The 21,279-nt window shown below is 44.9% G+C and carries 15 protein-coding genes and 1 pseudogene; 4 read left to right on the plus strand and 12 right to left on the minus strand.

Translation table 11 applies throughout. From position 1 onward, the window contains the following. Positions 1-2,869: pseudogene (locus QZ147_RS03305) on the minus strand (alpha-2-macroglobulin); the annotation flags it as partial. A 1-nt stretch (position 2,870) separates the two neighbouring features. Further along, a complete protein-coding gene (pbpC, locus tag QZ147_RS03310; RefSeq protein WP_295146895.1) occupies positions 2,871-5,051 on the minus strand; it encodes a penicillin-binding protein 1C in 2,181 nt (726 codons plus the stop codon). Positions 5,052-5,112: 61 nt separating this feature from the next. Between pbpC and QZ147_RS03315 the strand changes: the two genes are divergently transcribed. Then, entirely contained in the window at positions 5,113-7,146 is a 2,034-nt protein-coding gene (locus tag QZ147_RS03315; protein ID WP_295146897.1) for an ATP-dependent helicase, read from the plus strand. A 232-nt stretch (positions 7,147-7,378) separates the two neighbouring features. Here the strand turns inward: QZ147_RS03315 and htpG are convergent, their stop codons facing one another. From htpG to QZ147_RS03355, 8 genes are all read right to left on the minus strand, one after another. Then, complete coding sequence (gene htpG / locus QZ147_RS03320; protein ID WP_295146899.1) at positions 7,379-9,250, minus strand: molecular chaperone HtpG; 1,872 nt, start codon at positions 9,248-9,250, stop codon at positions 7,379-7,381. Between the two features lie 88 nt (positions 9,251-9,338). Continuing rightward, positions 9,339-10,211, minus strand: coding sequence for a hypothetical protein (locus QZ147_RS03325; RefSeq protein WP_295146901.1), 873 nt, complete (start codon positions 10,209-10,211; stop codon positions 9,339-9,341). Between the two features lie 52 nt (positions 10,212-10,263). After that, positions 10,264-10,944 (minus strand): lysophospholipid acyltransferase family protein, encoded by a 681-nt coding sequence (locus QZ147_RS03330; protein ID WP_295146903.1) that lies wholly within the window; start codon positions 10,942-10,944, stop codon positions 10,264-10,266. Beyond that, a complete protein-coding gene (locus tag QZ147_RS03335) occupies positions 10,925-12,265 on the minus strand; it encodes an SH3 domain-containing protein (RefSeq protein WP_295146906.1) in 1,341 nt (446 codons plus the stop codon). Before QZ147_RS03335 ends, QZ147_RS03330 begins: the two co-directional genes overlap by 20 nt. Further along, entirely contained in the window at positions 12,259-12,924 is a 666-nt protein-coding gene (gene purQ, locus QZ147_RS03340; RefSeq protein WP_295146909.1) for a phosphoribosylformylglycinamidine synthase subunit PurQ, read from the minus strand. Before purQ ends, QZ147_RS03335 begins: the two co-directional genes overlap by 7 nt. Next, on the minus strand, positions 12,921-13,181 hold the full coding sequence (gene purS / locus QZ147_RS03345) for a phosphoribosylformylglycinamidine synthase subunit PurS (RefSeq protein WP_295146912.1): 261 nt from the start codon (positions 13,179-13,181) through the stop codon (positions 12,921-12,923). Before purS ends, purQ begins: the two co-directional genes overlap by 4 nt. A gap of 1 nt (position 13,182) precedes the next feature. After that, positions 13,183-13,899 carry a phosphoribosylaminoimidazolesuccinocarboxamide synthase gene (gene purC / locus QZ147_RS03350; protein WP_122862986.1) on the minus strand — a complete coding sequence of 239 codons (717 nt, stop codon included), beginning with the start codon at positions 13,897-13,899 and terminating at the stop codon, positions 13,183-13,185. A gap of 10 nt (positions 13,900-13,909) precedes the next feature. Further along, positions 13,910-15,190, minus strand: a complete 1,281-nt coding sequence (locus tag QZ147_RS03355; protein ID WP_295146930.1) for a S41 family peptidase — start codon at positions 15,188-15,190, stop codon at positions 13,910-13,912. 222 nt (positions 15,191-15,412) lie between these two features. On the opposite strand from QZ147_RS03355, the gene QZ147_RS03360 reads away from it, so the two are divergent. From QZ147_RS03360 to QZ147_RS03370, 3 genes are all read left to right on the plus strand, one after another. Beyond that, a complete protein-coding gene (locus QZ147_RS03360; protein ID WP_295146918.1) occupies positions 15,413-17,986 on the plus strand; it encodes an AAA family ATPase in 2,574 nt (857 codons plus the stop codon). A 102-nt stretch (positions 17,987-18,088) separates the two neighbouring features. Then, the gene (locus QZ147_RS03365; RefSeq protein ID WP_295146921.1) at positions 18,089-19,348 is read left to right on the plus strand and encodes a DUF2157 domain-containing protein; all 1,260 of its coding nucleotides are present in this window, start codon (positions 18,089-18,091) and stop codon (positions 19,346-19,348) included. Continuing rightward, complete coding sequence (locus QZ147_RS03370; protein ID WP_295146924.1) at positions 19,345-20,001, plus strand: GDYXXLXY domain-containing protein; 657 nt, start codon at positions 19,345-19,347, stop codon at positions 19,999-20,001. The genes QZ147_RS03365 and QZ147_RS03370 overlap by 4 nt, the downstream gene beginning before the upstream one ends. Before the next feature lie 90 nt (positions 20,002-20,091). Here QZ147_RS03370 and QZ147_RS03375 read toward each other — a convergent pair whose 3' ends face one another. Both QZ147_RS03375 and QZ147_RS03380 read right to left on the minus strand, forming a co-directional pair. Next, positions 20,092-21,090, minus strand: coding sequence for a hypothetical protein (locus QZ147_RS03375; RefSeq protein ID WP_295146927.1), 999 nt, complete (start codon positions 21,088-21,090; stop codon positions 20,092-20,094). Between the two features lie 16 nt (positions 21,091-21,106). Beyond that, positions 21,107-21,279 (minus strand): AsmA-like C-terminal domain-containing protein (locus tag QZ147_RS03380; protein ID WP_366508768.1); only part of this gene is annotated, 173 nt, incomplete at its 5' end.

The raw sequence follows: 21,279 nt of genomic DNA on the forward strand, positions 1-21,279 counted from the left end.
GCTCGGCGATTAAAGAGGGTATAGCGCTCGTAACGCTCGCGTAAAGTCCCGAAAAGTCGAAATTTAGCGGAAATTTTACGTTTGCGGAGTTATTTTTAATTAGCGCGATTTTATATGCTTTTACGCCGTTATCTTCGAGCGTTACGAGCGCTATACCCTCTTTAATCGCCGAGCTTACGTCCGCGCTTAGTTCGTCGCCTTTTTTGTAAAATTTCTTATTTAGCTTGATTTGCGCTTTCGCGATGTCCTTAGTAGGCGTTAGCGTCGAATAGTTCCAGCCGCTCACGTCTAATTCTATACTCGCGCTCGCTCCGCTAACCGGATCGGTCGCTACTACGACATAGTTGCCGCTTTGAGCGAACGAATACTCGAAACTTTGCTGTCTGGTGGCGAAAGTATCGACGGTTTCAAACGAAGAGTGCCATCTAATCACGCCTCTATCGTCGCTGGAATAATCCCAAATTTGCCTTTTTACCTCGAATTTTAGCGGTATTTTAACCTCGTCGCCGCTAATAGATTTTAGCGCGACGCTTTTGATTTTTATCTTTTCGTTAGGCTCGATAAAATTTTTATCGACGGCTACGCCTACTACGTTTTCATACGGAAATACCGTAAAATCCTTTGCCGCGCTTACGTTTTTACCGTCGTCGTTTACGCTAAAATTTATCACGCCCTTTACGATGCTAGGGGTATTTATGCCGCCCGCGCCGTCCGTTTCCATTTCAAGCCCCAAAGGCTCTTGCCATTTTCCGTTTTCGTCAAGCTTTATCTGTTTGGTTAGCGTATCGTATTGCACCGGCGGTAGGATGCTATTTTTAAAGCTGTAGCCTTTAAAATTTTCGTTTTTATACTCGTAGTCGAAGAATGAAATATCGATATTTCCGCCCATTTTGCTAGCCGCACCGCCGATTAGATACGAGCTGCTTAAATTTATCAAAGTAAAATCGCCCGCTAGAAAACTATCTTTTTCAAGAACGATTTCGTTTTTTAGCCTTGCGGGCACGAAGCTTTCTACGTAAAAGGCGTTTTTGGCGATTACTTTATCGGCGTAGATAATTTCAAGATTAAAAGCGCCCGTTAAATCGCTTAAAATTTCCTCGTCGAAATCAAAAGCTCCGACGTCGTCGGTTTTTTTAGCTGTCTGCGCTATTAGCTTGCCTTGCGGGTCGGTAAGTTTTAGCTTAACGGGCATATTCGCCAGCGGCTTAAAATTTCTATCTTTTACGTAGCTTACGCCCTTTATATTTTCGCCGGGACGCACGATATTAGTCGCAAAATGCGTAAACGCGCTAAAAATTTCGCTCGGCTCGGAGGTTGAAATTTTAGCGTCTTCGTTTATGTTTTTACCTTCGCCTAAAATAAGGAAATTTTGCTCTTTGCCGAGGCTTACCACGACCGAGCGCGCCTGCTTATAAATATCTTTTTTCTCGAATCTAAACGCGCCTTCGTCGTTCGTAGCGCCGAAGGCTAGTTCTTCGTTTTTAGTTCCGTAAATTTTGACGTTGGCGTTTGCTAGCATTGTATTTTCGCCTAAGCGGTTGGCAAAGACGAAAATTTCGTTTTTAGATACTTTTGCGGTAATCGCCACGTCGCTTAAATAAACGATTTTTGAAACGCTTTTATCTTTGTCGTAATACGCCGTTATTTTGTACGCACCGTCGCCTGCGCCCGCGAAATCAAGCTTGATTTTATATTCGCCGATCTCGTTTAGCGCGCCGCTTAGATCGTAAATTTTACTCGCTACTTCCGTCGCGAGATCCGAAAATTCGCTCTTATCTCCGAAATTTAAAAAATACCTAAAATTTTGATCGCTTATTTTTTCTACTACGACTTTTAGTTTACCGACGTTTGCACCTTTAAAGCCGATCTCGCCTACGCTCGAAATATAGGGCTTATCGTCTAAAAATTTCGCAAACGGCGCGTAGCTAGGCATTTTTACGCTAAATTTTTTCTCGCTTCTCACGACCGCGTCGCTATCGCCGAAGCCGGGCAAAATTTTAACGTCGTACTCTTTTTGCGGGACGAATTCGTCGCTTATTACGTCTATATAATAATCCATCCCGCTAGGAGCGTCTTTTCTCTCTTCTTCATTTAAATAATCCAAGTAGCGAATGTCGCTTAATTTAAAACTTTGTACGCCAGAAACGTTAACGTATTTTTTGAGCTGCGCGTCGGAGTAGAGCCAATCTTTTAAATAAATTCTAGCCCCTAGCTTGCCGCCTTCTAAGCTAACGCCCGAAATTTTCTCCACGCTCATCGTGCTTGCTTTGGCGAATTTTTGAAGCGCCTGCGCGTCGTCTCGTTCACCTTGTTTCGAGTTTGTTAATTTATACTCGACGTCTTCGCTAAATTTCGCGCCGAATTTACTCTGGAAATTTTTAGGCAAAGTAAATTCTGGCTCGCTGATATTTTTATCTAAAACGATGTAAAAATCGCGTTTTGAAGCGCTCTCTACGCTAAAATTCGCGTCTTTTACTTTTAGCTTGGCTTCTAGCTCGCCTTCTTTGGGCTCGTCGTTAAATTTTAAGATAAATCTATCGTTCGTTAGCTTACTCGTGCCGCTTACTTTAAACTCGCCGGCGCTAAATCGCGCTACGCCGCCGTTCATATTGCACGTATATTCCACTCCCGCGTGAAGGTCTTTGGTGTAAAACAAAAGCGATTTTTCTTCATATTCGATCACGCCGTTAAGCGCGGGCTTACAATCAAATAGCTTTTTATGGCTAATTAGCCCTACTAATTGATCGTCGTTTTTCTCGGTAAGTCCGAAATTTACGGTCGTATTCGAGCCCGATACTTCGCCGTTAAAGCTATTTGCCTGCAATAAGCAAGCGGCAAACAGCGGCAAGAAAAGCCGTTCGTAGCGCATTTTATCTCCTTATGGTTATTTTGATTTCGTTTAAGTTAGAGTTGCCGTCTAGACAGCCGATTTTATGCTCTCCTAGCGGCAGTTCTTTTAAAATTTCCTCGCCGCTGACTAGCTTTTCAAACTCGCCGTCGTCTACTTTGATGAAAATTTCGTCCCCTAAATACGGGAAGCATTTTATCGCAACTTTACTTGAATTTTCGTTAGTTACGAGTGTTTCGTTTGCGTAAGGGCGCGCAATTAGCGGTTTTTTTGATTTTAGCGACTCGGCGCACGGACTAGCGGCGAGCTCGCTCGCGCTTAAAATCTTATTTTTATAAAGAAAATCAAGTTCCTCGCCGCGTATATTTTCGCATTTGCTTTTTAGCTCCACGCCTAAAATTTGCTCGTCGTTCCTTAAAATTTTGCAGCTTTTAAGCTCGTAAGGATCAAGGCACGTAAGCGTAGTTTTTATACCCGCCGGCTCGCTCATAAATTCCAAATTTCGCCGCTGCGCTAAAATTTTAAATACATCAAATACTATTTTGCTAGCGTCGTTTAGTCCGGTTAAATTTTGCGTTTTAGAGGCGTTAAAATTTCCCGCCCAGACGGCTACGGTGAAATTTTTATTAACGCCTATGGCGTAGATGTCGCGCGCGCCGTAGCTAGTACCGGTTTTAAAAGCGATTTTGGGCGTATTTTGGGCGTATTGCCATGCATTTTTTAAATAAGCGCGGTTTGCTTCGCTTAAAATTTTAGCCGTCAAAAAGGCGCTTTGAGGGCTAATTAGGCTTAAATTTTCATCTTGCTTATTTACTAACTCGCCCGCGAATTCCAGCGGTCTTAAAACTCCGTCGTTTGCGTAGATCGTGTAAAGATGAGCGATATTTAAAAGGCTAAGTTCCACGCTTCCAAGAGCGATGGAAGCGCCGTAAAATTCCTTCGTTTCGCTCGTTAAATCAGCCTTTGACAAAAGCTCGTAAAGCCCGTTATTTCCTAGCTTGGAGTTTAAATTTACTGCGGGTATATTTAGGCTAAATTTTAGCGCGTCCGCGGCGCTTACGATGCCTAAATATCCCTCGTCGTAATTTTTAGGCGCGTATTCGTTTATAAAAATTTGCGTGTCTATTACGCGCGTTTTTGGCGTGATTAGCCCGTCTTCTAGCGCTAGCGAAAATATAAAGGGCTTTAACGTACTGCCCGCGTTTCGCCGCATATAAAGCGCGGAATTTAGCCCGTCTTTGGCGTTTGCGTCGTGAGATCCTACAAAGGCTACGACGCTCATTTTTTCGTTGTCGATTACGACGCCGGCGGCGTTGTTGGCGTTTTTGTCGCGCAGTTTAACCATTGCGGAATTTAGCGCGTTTAAAAGATCGTTTTGCAGCGTCAAATCCAAATTCGAGCGCGAGACGCCGTTTTTAAAAGCGACGCGCGAAAATTCGGGCGCATTTTGCGGCGCGCTAATCCTAACGTTTTTAAAAGGCTCGGCCTGCGCTCTTTTAAATGCACTAAGATCGATGACGCCCGCTCGGTAAAGCAGCTTTACGACGCGGTTTTTTAGGCGGTTCACGTCCGATTTTTTATCGAGGCGGTTTTTGTTGGGATTTTTAGGTATAGTGCTTAAAAGCGCCGTCTGCGCGATGCTAAGCTCGCCCGGTTCGCGCCCGAAATAAAACCTAGACGCCGCGCGAATGCCCTCGATATTTCCGCCGTAAGGGGCGAGATTGAAGTAAAAATTTAAAATTTCGTCTTTGCTAAAATGCGCTTCAAGCTGCAACGCGCGGAAAATTTCTTTGATTTTGTTGCCGTAGGTGCGTCCCTGCGGACTCATCATGCGCGCTACTTGCATGGTAATCGTGCTAGCTCCGACGCGGTTGGCGTTTCGCGCGTTGTAAATCGCGGCGCGAGCGATGGAGAAGGGATTAACGCCTAAATGGTAGTAAAAATAGCGGTCTTCAAAGGCTAAAACGCTTTTTTTTAAAATTTCCGGGATCTCGCTAGCGTTCGCGTCAAAGCGCCAAATGCCGTCTGCGGCGAGCTTTGCGTTAATTATCTCGCCGTTTGCGCCGTATAAAATTTGAGCCTGCTCTCTTTTTAGCGCGGCGTAATCTAACGGGAAAATTTTATCTAAAATCAAAAATGAAACGATAAGCGCAAGGCAGGCTAAGGCGGTAAATTTTAGGCTAGATTTTAAGAAATTTTTCATCGCGCGATTATAGCTAAAATTTAAGAGCCTTTGGCTATAATGCGCGCTTTTTGGAGTTAAAATGCCGCTTTCAAAACTTAATAAAGAACAATACGCCGCAGCTACCGCACCTGCGGGTCATAATCTAGTAATCGCAAGCGCTGGAACGGGCAAGACGAGCACCATCGTCGCCCGCATCGCGCATCTTTTAAATTTAGGCGTAAAGCCGGAGCGAATTTTGCTTCTAACCTTTACCAATAAAGCCGCCAGCGAAATGATCGAGCGCCTGGGACGCCACTTCGATAAACGCGTAACGGACGCCGTAACGGCGGGCACTTTTCACTCGGTTAGCTACGCGCTGCTAAAAAGCCTTAATAAAGGCGTCACGCTAAAACAGCCAGGCGAGCTAAAAACGCTGCTAAAAAGTCTTGTCGAGCGGCGTAAATTTCACCATTTAAGCGACGTTAAACCCTACGGCGGCGCATATCTTTACGACATGTATTCGCTTTACCAAAATAGCGTCTGCGGGCAAAATTTCGCCGACTGGCTAAAAGATAAAAGCGAGGAGCAGGGCGTCTATGCCGAAATTTACGAAGACGTGCTAGCAGAATTCGAAGCCGAGAAGAAAAAATTTAGCTACGCCGATTTTAACGACTTGCTAATAAACATGACGGACGCGCTAAAATCGGGCGCGCCTATAAGCTTTGACGAAATTTTAATCGACGAATATCAAGACACCAACACGCTTCAAGGCGGGCTAATCGACGCGTTTAAAACCGAAAGCCTCTTTTGCGTCGGCGATTTCGATCAAAGTATTTACGCTTTTAACGGCGCTAATATAGAGATCATCGGCTCGTTTAAAGAGCGATTCGCGGACGCTAAAATTTACGCGCTAAATACCAATTACCGCAGCAGCGCAAGTATTTTAGCGCTGGCTAATAAAGTGATCGCCAATAATCCGCGCCTTTACGAAAAGCGCCTAACCGTTAGCCGCGAAGGCAAATTTAAAGCGCCCGTGCTGCTGGTTTACGGCGAGCTTTTCGAGCAGTACGCCGCAATCGCGGACATAATTTCGCTTTCGCCGTTTTCGCGCGAGCAAATAGCGATAATTTTCCGCAACAATTCAAGCGCGGACGGGCTAGAAGTGGCGTTAAGAGAGCGAGGCATCGCTTCTAAACGCAAGGGCGGGGTAAGCTTTTTTGAAAGCCGCGAGATAAAGGCGCTTATGGATTTGATGGGGATTTTCATAAATCCGCGCGATATAATGGCGTTTATCCACGTATGCGAATACGCAAAAGGCGTCGGCAGCGCGGCTAGCAAGGAAATTTTCGACGCGCTTATAAAACTCGGGCGCGGAAGTATAGTCGAAGGGCTTTTAGCGCCCGACGGCAGCGTAAATATCTCAAGCCATAAAAAAAGGAACTATCAGCTAGGACTTTTCGACGATATCGACGAATTCGCCGACGTTTCGCGCTTTAAGCACCTAAAATTTAGCGACGATTTTTTATCGCATCCGATTTTAAAAATGCAGAAATTAAACGAGAGCGGGGCGACGTTTTTGTATGAAATTTATAATTTTTTACGCGCCGCAAAACGTATTTCTCGCCCTAGTAGCCTAGTTAGCGAGATTAGAGGCAGTAAAATTTACGAATTTATAGCAGACGCGCTAGCTACCAAACGCGCCACGCTAAAAAACGGCAAGGTCGATGTCGCACTTAAAAGCGAGGCGAAAGAGCGCATTATGCAAAAGTCGCAGGTGTTAGTAGAGCTTGCTAAAAAATATCACGAATGCGAGAAATTTTATAATTTTATTACGTTAGGGAGCAACGAAATTAGCCAAGGCGAGGGCGTAAGCCTACTTAGCGTGCACGCAAGCAAGGGTTTGGAATTTGACCAAGTATTCGTAGTAGATCTCGCGCAAAATCGCTTCCCCAACCTTAAATTAATGAGCATGGGCGGCTCTCTCGAAGAGGAGCGGCGGCTATTTTACGTGGCGGTTACGCGCGCGCGCGACGAGCTTTATTTAAGCTACGCCAAATTCGACAAGATAAAAAAGGTTAACTATCAGCCTAGTAGGTTTTTGATAGAGGCGGGGATGGCTAGCGAAGGGATTTAAACCGCCTTAAAATTTACTAGGTCGCGCGGCGCCCGCAAATTTCGTTTCAAGCAAGAATTTTACGTTAGCGGCAAGACGTTACGGCAAGTAAATTTTAAAAAGCGATGGCGGCGCGAACAATGCCGCAAAGGTATTTCGTAAAATTTAAAATTTAGCGCCCGAAACTAGGCGCTAGAAGTCGGTTGTAAGCGAGGTTGTCGCGCGACCGTCGCAAAAAGGCGTAGAGGCTAGGTTAAACGGCTTTTACCATTATTTTAGTAAGAATTTTGCTAAATTTCGCGGGATCGTCGATCGCGATACCTTCGTTTATCTTCGCCATATCAAGAAGCAGAGCGCTCGCGTCGTAGATCGCGCTCGCGTCTTTTTCTAATTTTGCGAAAATTTCGTGCTCGGCGTTGATTTCAAGGATCGGCTTAACCTTCGGCAGATCGCTTTGCCCCATCTGTTTTAGCATCGATTGCATCGCATAGTCGGGATCGTTTTTATCGTAGATTAATACCGCCGCAGACTCGCTTAGGCGGGAGCTTACGCGCACGTCTTTGACCTCGTCTTTTAAAATTTCACGCATTTTTACAAGAGTTTTTGCGACCTTACTTTCGTCCGCCTTGGCTTTTTCGTCTACCTTAGCATAGTCGTCTACGTCCGCATGTGAGACCGATTTTATCGGAGTTTTATCAAATTCGGTTACCATCGGCATCACGATCGTATCGATCTCTTCGTCCATAATTAGAACTTCGACGTCGTTTTTCTTAAAGCTTTCTAAAAGCGGCGAGTTCTTAAGCATATTTTCATTATTTCCGCTGATAAAATAGATCGATTTTTGATCCGCTTTCATCGCGTCTTTATATTCTTTTAGGCTGACTAATCCGTCTCGTTTGCTTGATTTAAATAGACATAAATCTAAAATTTGCTCTTTATCGTTACCGAATCCGTAAAGCCCTTCTTTTAGTACTCTACCGAATAATGCGTAAAATTTTACGTATTTTTCGCGATCGCTCTCTTTTAGTTTGCCGAGCTCGCTTAAAATTTTCTTGACGCTTTGCTCTTTTACGCTGCGAAGTATCGCGTTTTCTTGTAAAATTTCGCGGCTAACGTTTAGCGGCAGATCCTCTACGTCGATCACGCCGCGCACGAAGCGTAAAAACGGCGGCAGTAGCTCTTTTGCGTCGTCGGTAATAAAAACTCGCTTAACGTAAAGCTTTACGCCGCTTTCGTAATCGACGCGAAATAGATCGAACGGCTGGACGCTCGGCACATAAAATAGCGTCGAATACTCTATTTTGCCTTCGGCTTTGGTATGTATGTAAAGCAGCGGATCGGCGCTGTCATGGCTGATTTGCTTGTAAAAATCGGCGTATTCTTCGGGTTTTATGCCGGCCTTATTCATACGCCAAAGCGCGCTTGCGCGGTTGATCTGGACGTTGCGCGTCTCGTATTTTCCCTCTTTTTCGCCGTCTTTTGCGTCGCTAGCAGGCGCTATCCACTCCTCTTTATCCATAAAAATCGGATACGGAATGTGGTTTGAGTATTTTTTGATTATGTTTTCTAGCCTCCACGCATCGGTAAACTCGTCGTCGTTTAAAAATAGCGTGATTTGCGTGCCGTGAGTATCTTTTTGCGCGTCCGAAATTTCGTAGCTTTTCGCGTCCGAGCTCCATTTATACGCGTGCTCATCGAGCGCTTTGCGGCTTACGACCTCGATTTTAGAAGCGACCATAAACGCCGAGTAAAAGCCCACGCCGAACTGTCCGATTAGCGAACTGTCCTTTTTGGCGTCGCCACTAAGGTTACTCAAAAAGCCCTTCGTCCCGCTGCGCGCGATCGTACCTAAATTCGTGATTAGCTCGTCTTTATCCATGCCGATACCGTTATCGCTGATGCTTAGCGTTTTGGCGTCTTTGTCGATTTTCAGATCGATGCGCGGCGTATAAGTTAGGTTTTTGTATTTTTCGTCTGTCAAGGTTAGATAATTTAGCTTATCAAGCGCATCGGAAGCGTTAGATACGAGCTCGCGAAGGAAAATTTCCTTATTTGAGTAAAGCGAGTGTATCATTAAATTTAATAGGTCGTTAACCTCGGTTTGAAACTCGAATTTATCTGCCATTGTTAGTCCTTTTGGTTAAAATTTTGGCAGATTATAGCACAGAGCGCTAAAAATTTCTTTAAACTTGATAAGATTACTATCAAGTTTATTAAAATTTAAATCGCAAAATTTTCTCGCTCTCGTAAAATTTAGCCTGCTCTTTCGTAAATTCGCAAAGATTTTTGTTTAGCGAATTTTTATCGCAAAGCCCGAAATTTAAAAGCGTTTTTATCATTTTATCGCTATCGATCGCGCAGGCTACCTTAATAAAATTTTGAATTTCTTCGCTGTTTACGCCCGAAATTTCGCGCCGATTTAAAAGCTCGTTTAAAAACTTCTCTTGGTTTGCGTAAAATTTCGCAAATTCAGCTTCGTTTGTAAATTTTCTAACCTCCATGTCGGGCGCTGCGTTGGCGTTTGCGCTAAAACCGCTTTGCGTCAAAAATATAAGCGTATTGCCCGCGATGCCCGAAATCACCCCCGAAGCACCGGTGCCCATTTTTAAAATTTTGCTAAAAAGCCTAAAATTTTCACTTTCGTATGCTAGCTTTAAAGTCTGCTCTCCGTTCGCTTTCGCGCCATTTTCTAAAAGCAAGTCGGCTAATTTTACTATCTCGTCCTCGCTAAATCTCGACGTCGCTTCTATGCGAGACGCTAATACCGCGTCGAGCAAAGAGAGATTTCCGTCTATTTTATAGTTAAGCTCGGGTTTAAATTTTAGCATGGCCTTTATGCGCTCAAAGTCGAATTTTCCGCCTTGATATGCCTTCGCGTTTTGGATAAAAGGGGTAAAAAGCCGCTCTTTAAAAGCACCGAATTCGTCGTTTATTTTGCTTTTATTTTTTGCGGCGCAGGCTAAAATTTTATCCAGCTCGCGGTCAATCCGATCGTCTTGCGTATTTAGACTATAAAAAATGTCGAATTTTATATCGCACGCAAGCAGCGGTAGATAAAGAGTGAAAATAAATAGTAATTTTTTCATAAATTTTACTTGCTAGCAGAGCTTAAAATCGCGTCAATAAAAACATAAGATTTCATTTCGCGTTTCGATGCTCGTCTAAAACGGCTTGCATTTTTTCGCGCGTAGCGTCTAGCCAGTCCGCTTTCGCGGTATCTACTAGATCAAGACAGACGATCTTTATCTCGCCGCCTTTAAAGCTAAAATTTTTGGCGTCTAAAATTTCGCTTCCGACGATCACCAAGGGTTGCACCTTTAAATTTAGCTTTTCGGCTAAAATTTTTGCTCCACCCTTAAACGGCAAGAGTTTGCCCGTAGCGCTTCTGGTGCCTTCCGGAAATATCGCCAAAACTCGCCCGTTAGCCACTCTATCCTTTGCGTCGGACAGCAACTTGATTAGCGATTGTTTATTCTCGCGCTCGACGGCTATCATTTTAGGTAAGCTTAAAATTTTGCCGATTATCGGGATTTTACCGATTTGAGCTTTGGATATCCAGCATAAATTCGCAGGATGAATTTCTTCTAAAACCACGATGTCTAGCATACTTTGATGATTTATTAGGAGTAAATTCGCTTCTTTATTAAACTCTCCCTCCACGCTTAATCTATATCCGCCGAAAAATCTCTGCGTGCGTCCCCAAACGCGCCTGATAGCTCTATGATGGGCGTTAAACAGCCACATAAACAGCACGACAAAGCAGACGCTAATAACGAATTCGACCGCAAAAAACGCGGCTTTAATTCTTGACAAGATCATCTTTTTTTACCCAGCCTATCTTGCCGTCTTTAAATAAAATTTTACGCCACTCTTCGCGGTCGCCTAAAATTTCGACGTTTTCTTTCGTGACGGAGGTATAAAATACGCTTGAATTTTTAGTAGGCAGTATCGTTACGTTTACTTGCGGTTTTAAAACCGCCTTTCCGAACGGATTATAAGTATAAACCCCAAGCGCGATGAAAACGCCCGCGACGAAAAAGTAGCTAAAATTTCGCTTCAAAAGCGCCAAAATCAAAAATAACGCTACGCACGAATATATAGCGACGTTTTTGTAAAGGCTAAATTCGCTTTGCTTGGGATTTAATCCTATCTGCGTGCTAACTTCGTCCTCTTCGACCGAAACCGGTAGCGAAAAGCTCTCGAATTTCGCCTTTTTTAGATTGTAGTAGTTAAAGTCGAGGCTTTTTTTATTTGGCTTAAATACGGCGAAATAATACGCGCTTTGCGAGCTAAAATCGCCGTTTATCGTATCTACGCCTTGTTTTAAAATGGTCGTATTTTGGATATTAAACGAGCCTAGATCGACGTTTTTACCGCGTAGCTCTACTACCATGATGTTATTCGTATCGTCGAATTTCGTGGTTTTAAATTTCTTTACTTCCAGACTATCGGCTACGATGCCGTTAAAGTTTTCGTCCGCGCGTAGCTCTCTAAATTTCGGCAAGAATAGATTTAAATTCGCGCTTTGATAATCCTCGCCGTTTCGTTTTAAGCTTAGGCTTACGCGCGCGCTCTTTGCGTCGATACTCTTAGCCATAAAGTAAAACGTCGCGGAATACGCGCCTACGTCGCTTTTTACCCACTCTAACGTCTTTTTATTTAGCCATTTTACGTTCGTTTCGTCTACGTCGGTTATAAACTCAAAATCCAATTCGTTTTGCGTATTCGCCGTAACTTCTAGGCTAAAAATTTCGCCCACGATCGCGTTTTTTGGAATATTTGCGGCTTTTAGGATTAGCTCTTTGGGCTTAACGCGGTCGTAAATTTGAAAATCGGGAGTCGTAATATCGGGTTCGTCGGTGGGCACGATATTTTGCATTTGCTCGGGCGTTATGCGCTCGGGCTGCGGAGAGGCGAGTTTGGAGCTAATGTCGGGGTTGATTTCTCTTTGAGGGTTGGCTCCGCCTTTTTGATTTTGTAAATTCCTGTCAGTGCTACTCGGATGCGTTTGGGGTTTTAGTGGGGCACTCGTCGTTTTGTCTTCGCGCGCGCCGTTCATCATATCAAATACGCTAGGTTCGTCGTACGATACGCCAAACAAGCTCACGGCAAGAAAGAGCAAAGCTAAGAATCTTAGCAAACTAGCCCTTTTAGCATCTTTAGTCCATCATCCGCTCCTAAAAACTTCTCGCAGGCGCGCTCTGGGTGAGGCATGAGGCCGAATATCTTTTTGTTCTTATCGCAAATTCCAGCTACCTCGTCGACCGAGCCGTTTGGATTTAGCGTGGCGCCGTTTGCGTCGCAGTATTTTAGCAGTATCTGATCGTTATCATAGAGACCTTTTAACGTCGCTTCGTCAGCGTAAAAGTTACCCTCGCCGTGAGCGATTGGGATGTTTACGACCTCGCCGACGCTCAAATTTGATAGAAATTTATTTGTATTTGAAACCACTTTTAGATAGTGGTATTTTGAGATGAAGCTTAAATTTTCGTTTCGTCTCATCGCGCCCGCGAGTAGTTTTAGCTCACACAGCATCTGAAAGCCGTTGCAAATTCCAAGCACGTATCCGCCTTTTTGCGCATGTTTTACAACCGCACTCATCGCCGGGCTAAATTTAGCAATAGCTGCCGTGCGTAGGTAGTCGCCGTAGCTAAATCCGCCCGGAAGTACGATAAGATCGGCATTTATCTCGCTTTCTTTGTGCCAGATTATCTGTGTCTGACAACCCAAAAGCTCAAAAGCGTACTTTGTATCTTGCTCGCAGTTCGTGCCTGGAAACAAAACGATGGCGACTTTCATTTTGCGCTCTCGCATTTATCGTTCAAATTTATCTCGTAGTCCTCAATGACGGTGTTTGCGAGCAATTCCTCACACATTTTGGTGAGCTCCTTGCGCGCTTCGTCTTTGCTTGCGGCGTTTATGTCTAGCACAATTTGTTTGCCTATTCGCACGCCGCTTACGTTGTTAAATCCAAGCGATCCGAGCGCGTGCTCGACAGCCTTTCCTTGCGGGTCTAAAACGCCGTTTTTTAGGGATACGTTGATGATAGCTTTCATTTTAAACCTTAGATAAAATTCTTTTTAAAACTTCTTCGTAGGCGACTTTTACATTGCCAAGATCCTGACGGAATCTATCTTTGTCGAGTTTTTCGTTCGTAGTCGCGTCCCAAAAGCGGCAGCTATCCGGACTAATCTCGTCTGCTAGCAGGATATTTCCGTCCTTATCGACGCCGAATTCGACTTTAAAATCGACTAGTTTTAAATTTCTGTCTGCGAAAAATTTAAAGAGGATAGCGTTTATCTCGCGGCCCATGTGTTTTAGTCTGTCAAGGTCGTTTTCGCTCTTAACTAAGCCCATGATTAGGCAGTGTTCGTCGTTTACGAGCGGATCGTGCAGATCGTCGTTTTTGTAGTAAAACTCCACCAATGGAAACGACAAAACCGTGCCTTCTTTTATCGCGAGGCGCTTCGTTAGCGAGCCGGTTGCGATGTTTCTCACGACCACTTCAAGCGGGATGATTTCGCATTTTTTCACGAGCTGTTCGGTGTCGCTTAGAGTTTCGACCAGGTGGGTCGGGATACCTTTTTCTTTTAAAAGATTAAAAAGCTGCGTCGAAATTTTATTATTTAGAGCACCTTTACCTGCTTCGTTGCCTCTTTTTTGCGCATCAAAGGCGGTTAGATCGTCTTTAAATTCCGCTATTAGTAAGTTCGCATCATCCGTTGCGAACATCTTTTTTCCCTTGCCCTCGTAGATCAGCTCTTTTTTTTGCATGTTAGCTCCTTTATTGCTTGATTTTTAGTACTTTTATAGCGTCTATCGCCGTTTTTAGCTGAATATCGTCATCTATTTTTTTCTGCGTTATTATCGTTTTCTCATCGCTCTGAGAGGTTGCGTTAGCGTCTTTTTGTACGTCTATTTTGCTTAATTCGCTTTGCAGATGCGCTTTTAGCTCGTTTTCTTTAATATTAAACGCGCTAGCCTCGCTTTGCGGTACTTTACCAGGATACACGACGAGATCCGGTACTACGCCCACGGCCTGTATGGTACGCCCGCTAGGTAGGTAATAGCGCGCTATCGTTAAGCGAAGCGCTTCTTTGTCGTCTATCGGCAAGATCACTTGCACGCTGCCTTTACCGAACGTATTTTCGCCTACGACTACGGCGCGTTTACTATCTTGTAGCGAGCCGCTTACGATCTCGCTCGCGCTCGCGCTCCCGCCGTTAACTAGTACTACAAGCGGGAGTTTGCTTATGGTAGCGCTAGGGCTCGCTCTATATTCGCTATTTTCGTTAGCGTCGCGTCCTTTTTGAGAGACGATAACGCCGTTATCGACGAACATATCAACTAGCTTTACCGCTTGATCCAACAAACCCCCGGGATTATTTCGCAGATCCAAGATTATACCGTCCGCTTTGGAGTATTTTTTAATAAATTCGCGCGCTTTTGAAGCGACGTTTTTATCAAAATTCGTAATCCTTAAATAAAGTATATTTTCGTTTTCTATCATCTTAGCATAAACAGACTCTACCTTAATGATATCTCTAATAATCTTTACGTCAAACGGCTTTTGCTCTCCTTTTCGTAAAATCGTAACCGTAATAGGAGTTTTTGGTTTTCCACGCATTTTACTAACCGCATCGTCGATCGTCATTCCGATAGTAGAATTTCCGTCGATTCTAAGTATTATATCGCCCGCTTTAATGCCCGCTTTATCCGCAGGAGTATCCTCTATCGGCGAAATAACCGTAATAGCGCTATCTTTCATGCCTATCGTTATACCAAGCCCGCCAAATTCCCCGTTAGTTTGTACTTGCATATCCTTAAATGCCTTTTCGTTCAAAAAGCTTGAATGCGCATCTAGGTTTTGCATTAACCCCGCGATCGTTTTATCTATTAATTCTTTAAATTTTATATCGTCTACGTAGTATTTCTCGACGGTTGAAAGGGTTTTCGTAAGTTTCGTAAGCGCTTCTAGTCTAACGTTTGCTTCGTCTTCGCTTTTTGCGTGTAAATAAGCGCCGATTATCGCTCCGATAGCCGCTACCGCAAGTAATTTGCGCAGCGAAAATTTTAGATTGCTCAAATTTTCTCCCTAAAATTAAAATAGGCGTAATTTTAGTCGTTTTTGCCTAAAAAAAGGATAAATTTTAAAATATCTCGGCGTTATAAAATTCTCAAATTTTTAGCACTCATAGTATTAGAGCGATAAAAATTTTTAAAAACCTTGACAATGATAGACTAAAAGTATATAATGCTCCTCGTATAAAAAATTAAGGAGCAAAATATGTCAGGTGTTTTAGAAAATTTAACCGCACAAATGCAAGAGTTGATAGAAAAGGGCGTCGCGCTCGCGATTCACGCGAAAAATCCGCAAACGTTTCCGCTTCACTTGCTTTGGGCGCTGGTCGCAGATAGCGGCTCGCTACTCAACCAAGTCTTTAACAAAATGAACGTCAGCAAGGATGTGGTAGAGCTTGAAGTAAAAAGTAAAGCCGCGCAGCTACCGACAAGCTCAAACGTGAGCAAGGAAAACGTGCAAATTTCAAAGGAGCTCATAAACTCTCTTGAAAGCGCAAAAGCCCTGATGGTGAGCCTCGGAGATAGCTATATCGCGGTAGATACGTGGATTATCTCGGCGCTTGAGCTGCCTGAGATCAAGCAAATTTTAGGCAAATTTACGGACGTTTTAGAAATCCGCAAAAATTTAGAAAGCATCAGGGCAGGGCGCAAGATAGATAGCCAAACCAGCGACGAGACGCTAGATAGTCTGGAAAAATACGGCATCGATCTAACCGCAAAGGCGCTAAATAAGGAGCTTGATCCAGTTATCGGGCGCGACGAAGAGATCACGCGCATGATGCAAATTTTAATAAGAAAGAGCAAAAATAATCCTATTTTATTAGGCGAGCCGGGCGTGGGTAAAACCGCTATCGTCGAGGGCTTAGCGCAAAAAATCGTGGCAAAAGACGTACCCACTAGTCTAGCAAACAAGCGAGTGATCGCGCTCGATATGAGCGCGCTGATCGCGGGCGCGAAATACCGCGGCGAATTTGAAGACAGGCTAAAAGCCGTCATAAACGAAGTAAAAAGCGCGGGAAATATCATCCTGTTTATCGACGAGATCCACACTATCGTGGGCGCAGGTGCAAGCGAAGGCAGCATGGACGCGGCAAATATCCTAAAACCCGCGCTTGCCAGAGGCGAGCTACACGCCGTGGGCGCTACGACGCTAAAAGAGTACCGCAAGTATTTCGAAAAGGACGCCGCGTTGCAACGCCGCTTTCAGCCTATCGACGTCAAAGAGCCTAGCGTAAACGAAGCGCTTCAAATTTTACGCGGTATAAAAGAGCGCCTCGAGGTGCACCACGGCGTAACGATCACCGATAGCGCGCTAGTCGCGGCGGCAAAGCTAAGCGACCGCTACATCTCAAACCGCTTTTTGCCGGATAAAGCGATCGATCTCATCGACGAGGCCGCAGCCGAGCTAAAAATGCAGATAGAAAGCGAGCCCTATGAGCTAGCCCGCATCAAGCGTGAGATCGTAACGCTGCAAGTCGAAAAAGAGGCGCTAAAAATGGAAGACGAGGCTAAAAACACCGCTCGCCTAAGCGAAATCGAAAAAGAAATCGCCGACCTAAACAAGCAAAAGCACGCCCTTGACGGTAAATTTGAAAATGAAAAAGCGGTTTTTGGCGGCATATCAAAAGCTAAAAAAGAGATAGATAGCCTAAAAAGCGAGGCTGAGATAGCGCGCAGAAACGGCGATTTGCAGCGCGCGGCCGAGATAGAATACGGCAAAATTTTAGAAGCGGCCAACCGCCAAAAAGAGCTCGAAAAAAAATGGGACGAGATGAAAAAATCAGGCGTGCTGCTCAAAAATCAGGTCGATGAGGAGCTGGTAGCTGAAATTTTAAGTAAATGGACGGGAATTTCGGTCAGCAAAATGCTAACTAGCGAAAAGCAAAAATATCTGATGATCGAGGAGCATTTGCGCGAAAGCGTCGTCGGTCAGGATGCCGCTCTGCACGCTCTAGCAAGAGCTATCAAGCGAAACAAAGCCGGCCTAAACGAGGGTGCGCGTCCGATCGGATCGTTTTTGTTTTTAGGGCCTACGGGCGTGGGTAAAACGCAGTCGGCGAAGGCTTTGGCTAAATTTTTATTTGACGACGAGCGCGCGCTCATACGCTTTGACATGAGCGAATACATGGAAAAGCACAGCGTCTCTCGCCTGCTCGGAGCGCCTCCCGGATACGTGGGTTACGACGAAGGCGGACAGCTAACAGAAGCCGTGCGCAGACGTCCGTATAGCGTCATACTTTTTGACGAGATCGAAAAGGCTCACAAAGACGTATTTAACGTGCTTTTAGGCATCCTAGACGACGGAAGGGCGACTGATAACAAGGGCGTGACGGTTGATTTTAAAAACACGATCATCATCCTCACGTCAAATATCGCGTCAAATTTCATCATGGATCTAAAAGGCGAGGAACGCGAGGCGGCGGTCAAAAACGAGCTTAAAAACTACTTTAAACCCGAGTTTTTAAACCGTCTCGACGACACGATAATCTTTAATCCGCTCGATGAAGACGGGCTCATAAAAATCGTAGATATAATGTTTAAAGAGCTTGAAAAAACATTGCAAAATCGCGGTATCAAGGCGAGCCTAAGCGAAGAGGCGAAGAAATTTATCGCGGGCGCGGGCTTTGATATCGTTTACGGCGCTAGACCTTTGCGCCGCGCGCTATACGAGCTAGTGGAAGACCCGCTAGCCGATATGATCCTACGAGACGAGCTTGAAAGCGGAGATGAAATCGTAATCGGCGCAAAAGACGAAAAAATAGAGATTAAAAAAATCTAACCTAAGGCGGGTTTTACGCCCGCCGATACTTCCTTTACCTTTAATTTTAAGATTATTCTTTTATAATTGCGATTAAGAATCTCGCGAATTTAAAGGAAAAATTTGAATTTTTTACGTAAAAAATTTTTAGCCGAAGAGCTAAATAAATGGAGCGCGGGCGGTATCATCGGACGCGATCAAGCGGAGCGCATCGCGGCGCTTTACGGCGTTAATATAAACGAGCCCGAATCCGGCGTAAATACGATTTTACGCATCGTAGCTTACCTGTTTTTCGGCTGCTCGCTTTTAGTACTAATCGGCGCGAACTGGGAAGAAATCCCGCGTTTGGCGCGACTTTTGCTCATACTATTTTTAAGCGCGCTCGTAAATTTAGGCGGCTATTTGCAGCTTAAAAAAGGCAACCGAACCTACGCCGAAGGACTATTTCTACTCGGTACGCTGGTCTTCGGCGCGGGTATAGCGCTCATCGCGCAGGTTTATCATTTGGGCAAGCATATGCCGGACGGCGTTCTTCTTTGGGCGATCGGAGCGTTCGTGCCGGCGCTTTTGCTTCGCAGCTCGCTGCTAGGCGGCGCGGCGCTATTGATAGCTATTTTGTGGTCGCAGATGGAAAGCTTTTATCTCGGCTCTTACGAATTCGGCGGCTTTATCGGCGGCGATCGGCCGACGGGGTTTTTATTTTTCCTAGCGTGCGCCTTTTGGACGGCGTTTTATCAAAGCGGCAGGACGATCTTATTTGCGCTATTTATCGGCGTTTTTAGCTACGTTTACGGATTTTGGCGCTTTGAGTATTTCATAAATTTGCTAATCCCCGAAATTTTGGCTTACTGCTTATTTGGCGTAGCGATCTCTTACGCGCTGGCGAAACTAGGACGGACGGAGGGAGCGGGCGCGCTTTACGGCATTAGCGCGTTTTTCGGTATCGCGGCGCTCATTTTCTCGCTATTTAGTTTTATGATTTTTGGCGAAGACGAGTTTGAATATCCGCAAATTTCAGACTTTTTAGCCGTCGCGAAATGGCTGTTTAATAATTTCTACGGCGCGCTATTTTTAGGCTTTTGCGCAGCTAGCTGCGCCATAGGCGTTTGGATACGTCAAAACACGCTTATTTTTTGCGCGGTTTTGTGCTTTGCGTTACCGTTTTTAAATTTTATAAACGCGGAAATTTTATACTCGCTAATTTGCGTCGTAGTCGGCGCTTCGCTAATCAAAACAGGTAAGCTGTCCGCGGGACTTACGCTTATTTTTAGCGTCGCGGTCGTTAGGTATTTTGATTTAGTCGGCGATTACATCGGCGCTAGCGCGCTGTTTTTATTCTTTGCGCTCGTGGTTTTGGCGCTTAGCAAAAGGAAGAAAAAATGAAAATTTTACTCATCGCGGCCCAGCCTATTTTATTAGCGCTGATGACGCTCTACGCGCACGCTCCGATATATTTCGGTAAGGAAATTTTAGTGCGGACCGAGCTATACGATCCGCGCGATATGTTTAGAGGAAATTACGTAGATTTAAGTTACGAATTTTCAAACGTTAACGGCGGACGCGACGAAAAGCGCGGCGCCGGGGACGATAAAATTTACGCCGTTTTAAAGCCTAATAAAGACGGCGTCTACGCCCTAGAATACGTAAGCGCGGATCGCCCCGAAGAGGGCGTATTTTTAAGCGGGCGAATAGATATGTGGGACAGGGCGAATTTCGGTATCGAGGCCTATTTCCTACCAAAAGACAAGGCTATCCGGCTTGAAAATCAAATGCGTCAATTCGTAGATTTTAGCGAAGAGGAGCGTAAAAAAATAGATGAAAATTTTGCGGACGCTAACGCTAGCGAGCCTACTACGCGGGACGTTAAAGATAGCGGCATCGCGATGATAGAGCCCGAAACGGGCTGGGACGAAGCGGAGCGATTAGGGCGAAAATTTAGCGTCTACGCAAGGCTAAAAGTGCTATCAAACGGCGACGCGCGCGTGGACGGCGTGGAGCTAGTAGATAATAAAACCAAAGAGAAAATTTACTATTGATCGCGCTAAGAAGCGCCCGCTTTTGCAAGCGGCTAAATTTTAAGGCGCGAGGCTAAATTTGACGTAAACGATAAATTTAGCCCGTTAGATCTATCTTGTAAAATCGTGAACGCCGATTTTTATACGAAATTTAACTTCAATGCTCGGCAATATCTCGGCGAGCCTTTCTTCGTCGTAGCAAATTAGATCGGTATATGCGCGCTGCGTGCCGCTTGCGCCGCCGATGATCTGCAAAAATTCTCCGCACTCTTCCAGCTCGTCTTCTACTTGCGCGCGAATCTCTAACCCCTCCGCTCCTCCGACGCCATAGCTTAAAAAGCAAATTTTTATCCCGTTTGCCGCGGCCGTTTTGAAAATTTCGCGCCCGCCGCTTAAATACTCGTTTATTATCTCGGTTAAGCGACTACTGCCGACTACTACGTCTTCTCGCACCCCGTCGCCGCGCGGTTCCAACCTATAAACCGTAGCGCCTAAAAGCGGGTCTTTTAGGATGTCCGCGCCTAAATTTCGCTCTACTAGCACGCCCAGATCGCTAAGTTTAACGCCGTCCTTTTTTGGGGCTTTAAGCAACGTAAGCGCGCCCAGCGCGTTAATAACGCAAATTTCGCCTAGCGCATTATCGAGCAAAATAAAAGCGAGATTATACGCTTCGTTTTCGTTATTTTGCAGTAGCGTCGCGATTTGTTCGTTGTAAATTTCCAGGTCGAATTTTTGCTCGTCAAAGCGCGGGTAAGTTAAAATATCGTCCGTCGTAACGTCCGCGCCGTACATTTTAAAGCCGAAATTTTTACCGACTTTTTGCTTACCTAGCGTGCAAACGGCGCTACCTAGCAAGCTTGACGGCATATTATTTTTGATAAATTCTAGCCAAAACAGCGGCGCTTTTTGCCCCTCCGGCGTTAGCACCAGATCCACCGCCCCGTCTTTAAGTCCGACCATAAACGTAGGCTCGTTTAGGCAAATTTTAAGCGTATCTTCTACGATCCGCGACGCTTTTTCAAAATTTTGCGCTTCAAGATCGGCTTTGATCTGCGGCAAATTCGCGTTAAATTGCGTCCAAAATTCATGGACGTTAGAGGCAAAACTCATATTTTTTCCTTAAACTTTACTCAAATATCAAAAACGGCGCTTGAAGGACGTTTCTAATTACCTTAAAAGGCGAAAGCAAGGCGTCGGTTAAAACCTGCGTCGAATATTCCGGCTTTTCAAGCGTCCCGCGCACGCTAATCACCGTCGAAAGCGAGCGGTCTTTGCCTAAAATTATTTGATTAACGAGCG

It is taken from the genome of uncultured Campylobacter sp. (assembly GCF_905371695.1).
Classification (GTDB): Bacteria; Campylobacterota; Campylobacteria; order Campylobacterales; family Campylobacteraceae; genus Campylobacter_A.

What these genes read in the sequence shown, in the direction of transcription:
- htpG (WP_295146899.1), bottom strand. Translation starts at nt 9,250, where the DNA reads ATGGCAGATAAATTCGAGTTTCAAACCGAGGTTAACGACCTATTAAAT.
- QZ147_RS03375 (WP_295146927.1), bottom strand. Translation starts at nt 21,090, where the DNA reads ATGAGTTTTGCCTCTAACGTCCATGAATTTTGGACGCAATTTAACGCG.
- purC (WP_122862986.1), bottom strand. Translation starts at nt 13,899, where the DNA reads ATGCAAAAAAAAGAGCTGATCTACGAGGGCAAGGGAAAAAAGATGTTC.
- pbpC (WP_295146895.1), bottom strand. Translation starts at nt 5,051, where the DNA reads ATGAAAAATTTCTTAAAATCTAGCCTAAAATTTACCGCCTTAGCCTGC.
- QZ147_RS03325 (WP_295146901.1), bottom strand. Translation starts at nt 10,211, where the DNA reads ATGAAAAAATTACTATTTATTTTCACTCTTTATCTACCGCTGCTTGCG.
- purQ (WP_295146909.1), bottom strand. Translation starts at nt 12,924, where the DNA reads ATGAAAGTCGCCATCGTTTTGTTTCCAGGCACGAACTGCGAGCAAGAT.
- QZ147_RS03330 (WP_295146903.1), bottom strand. Translation starts at nt 10,944, where the DNA reads ATGATCTTGTCAAGAATTAAAGCCGCGTTTTTTGCGGTCGAATTCGTT.
- QZ147_RS03370 (WP_295146924.1), top strand. Translation starts at nt 19,345, where the DNA reads ATGAAAATTTTACTCATCGCGGCCCAGCCTATTTTATTAGCGCTGATG.
- purS (WP_295146912.1), bottom strand. Translation starts at nt 13,181, where the DNA reads ATGAAAGCTATCATCAACGTATCCCTAAAAAACGGCGTTTTAGACCCG.
- QZ147_RS03315 (WP_295146897.1), top strand. Translation starts at nt 5,113, where the DNA reads ATGCCGCTTTCAAAACTTAATAAAGAACAATACGCCGCAGCTACCGCA.
- QZ147_RS03360 (WP_295146918.1), top strand. Translation starts at nt 15,413, where the DNA reads ATGTCAGGTGTTTTAGAAAATTTAACCGCACAAATGCAAGAGTTGATA.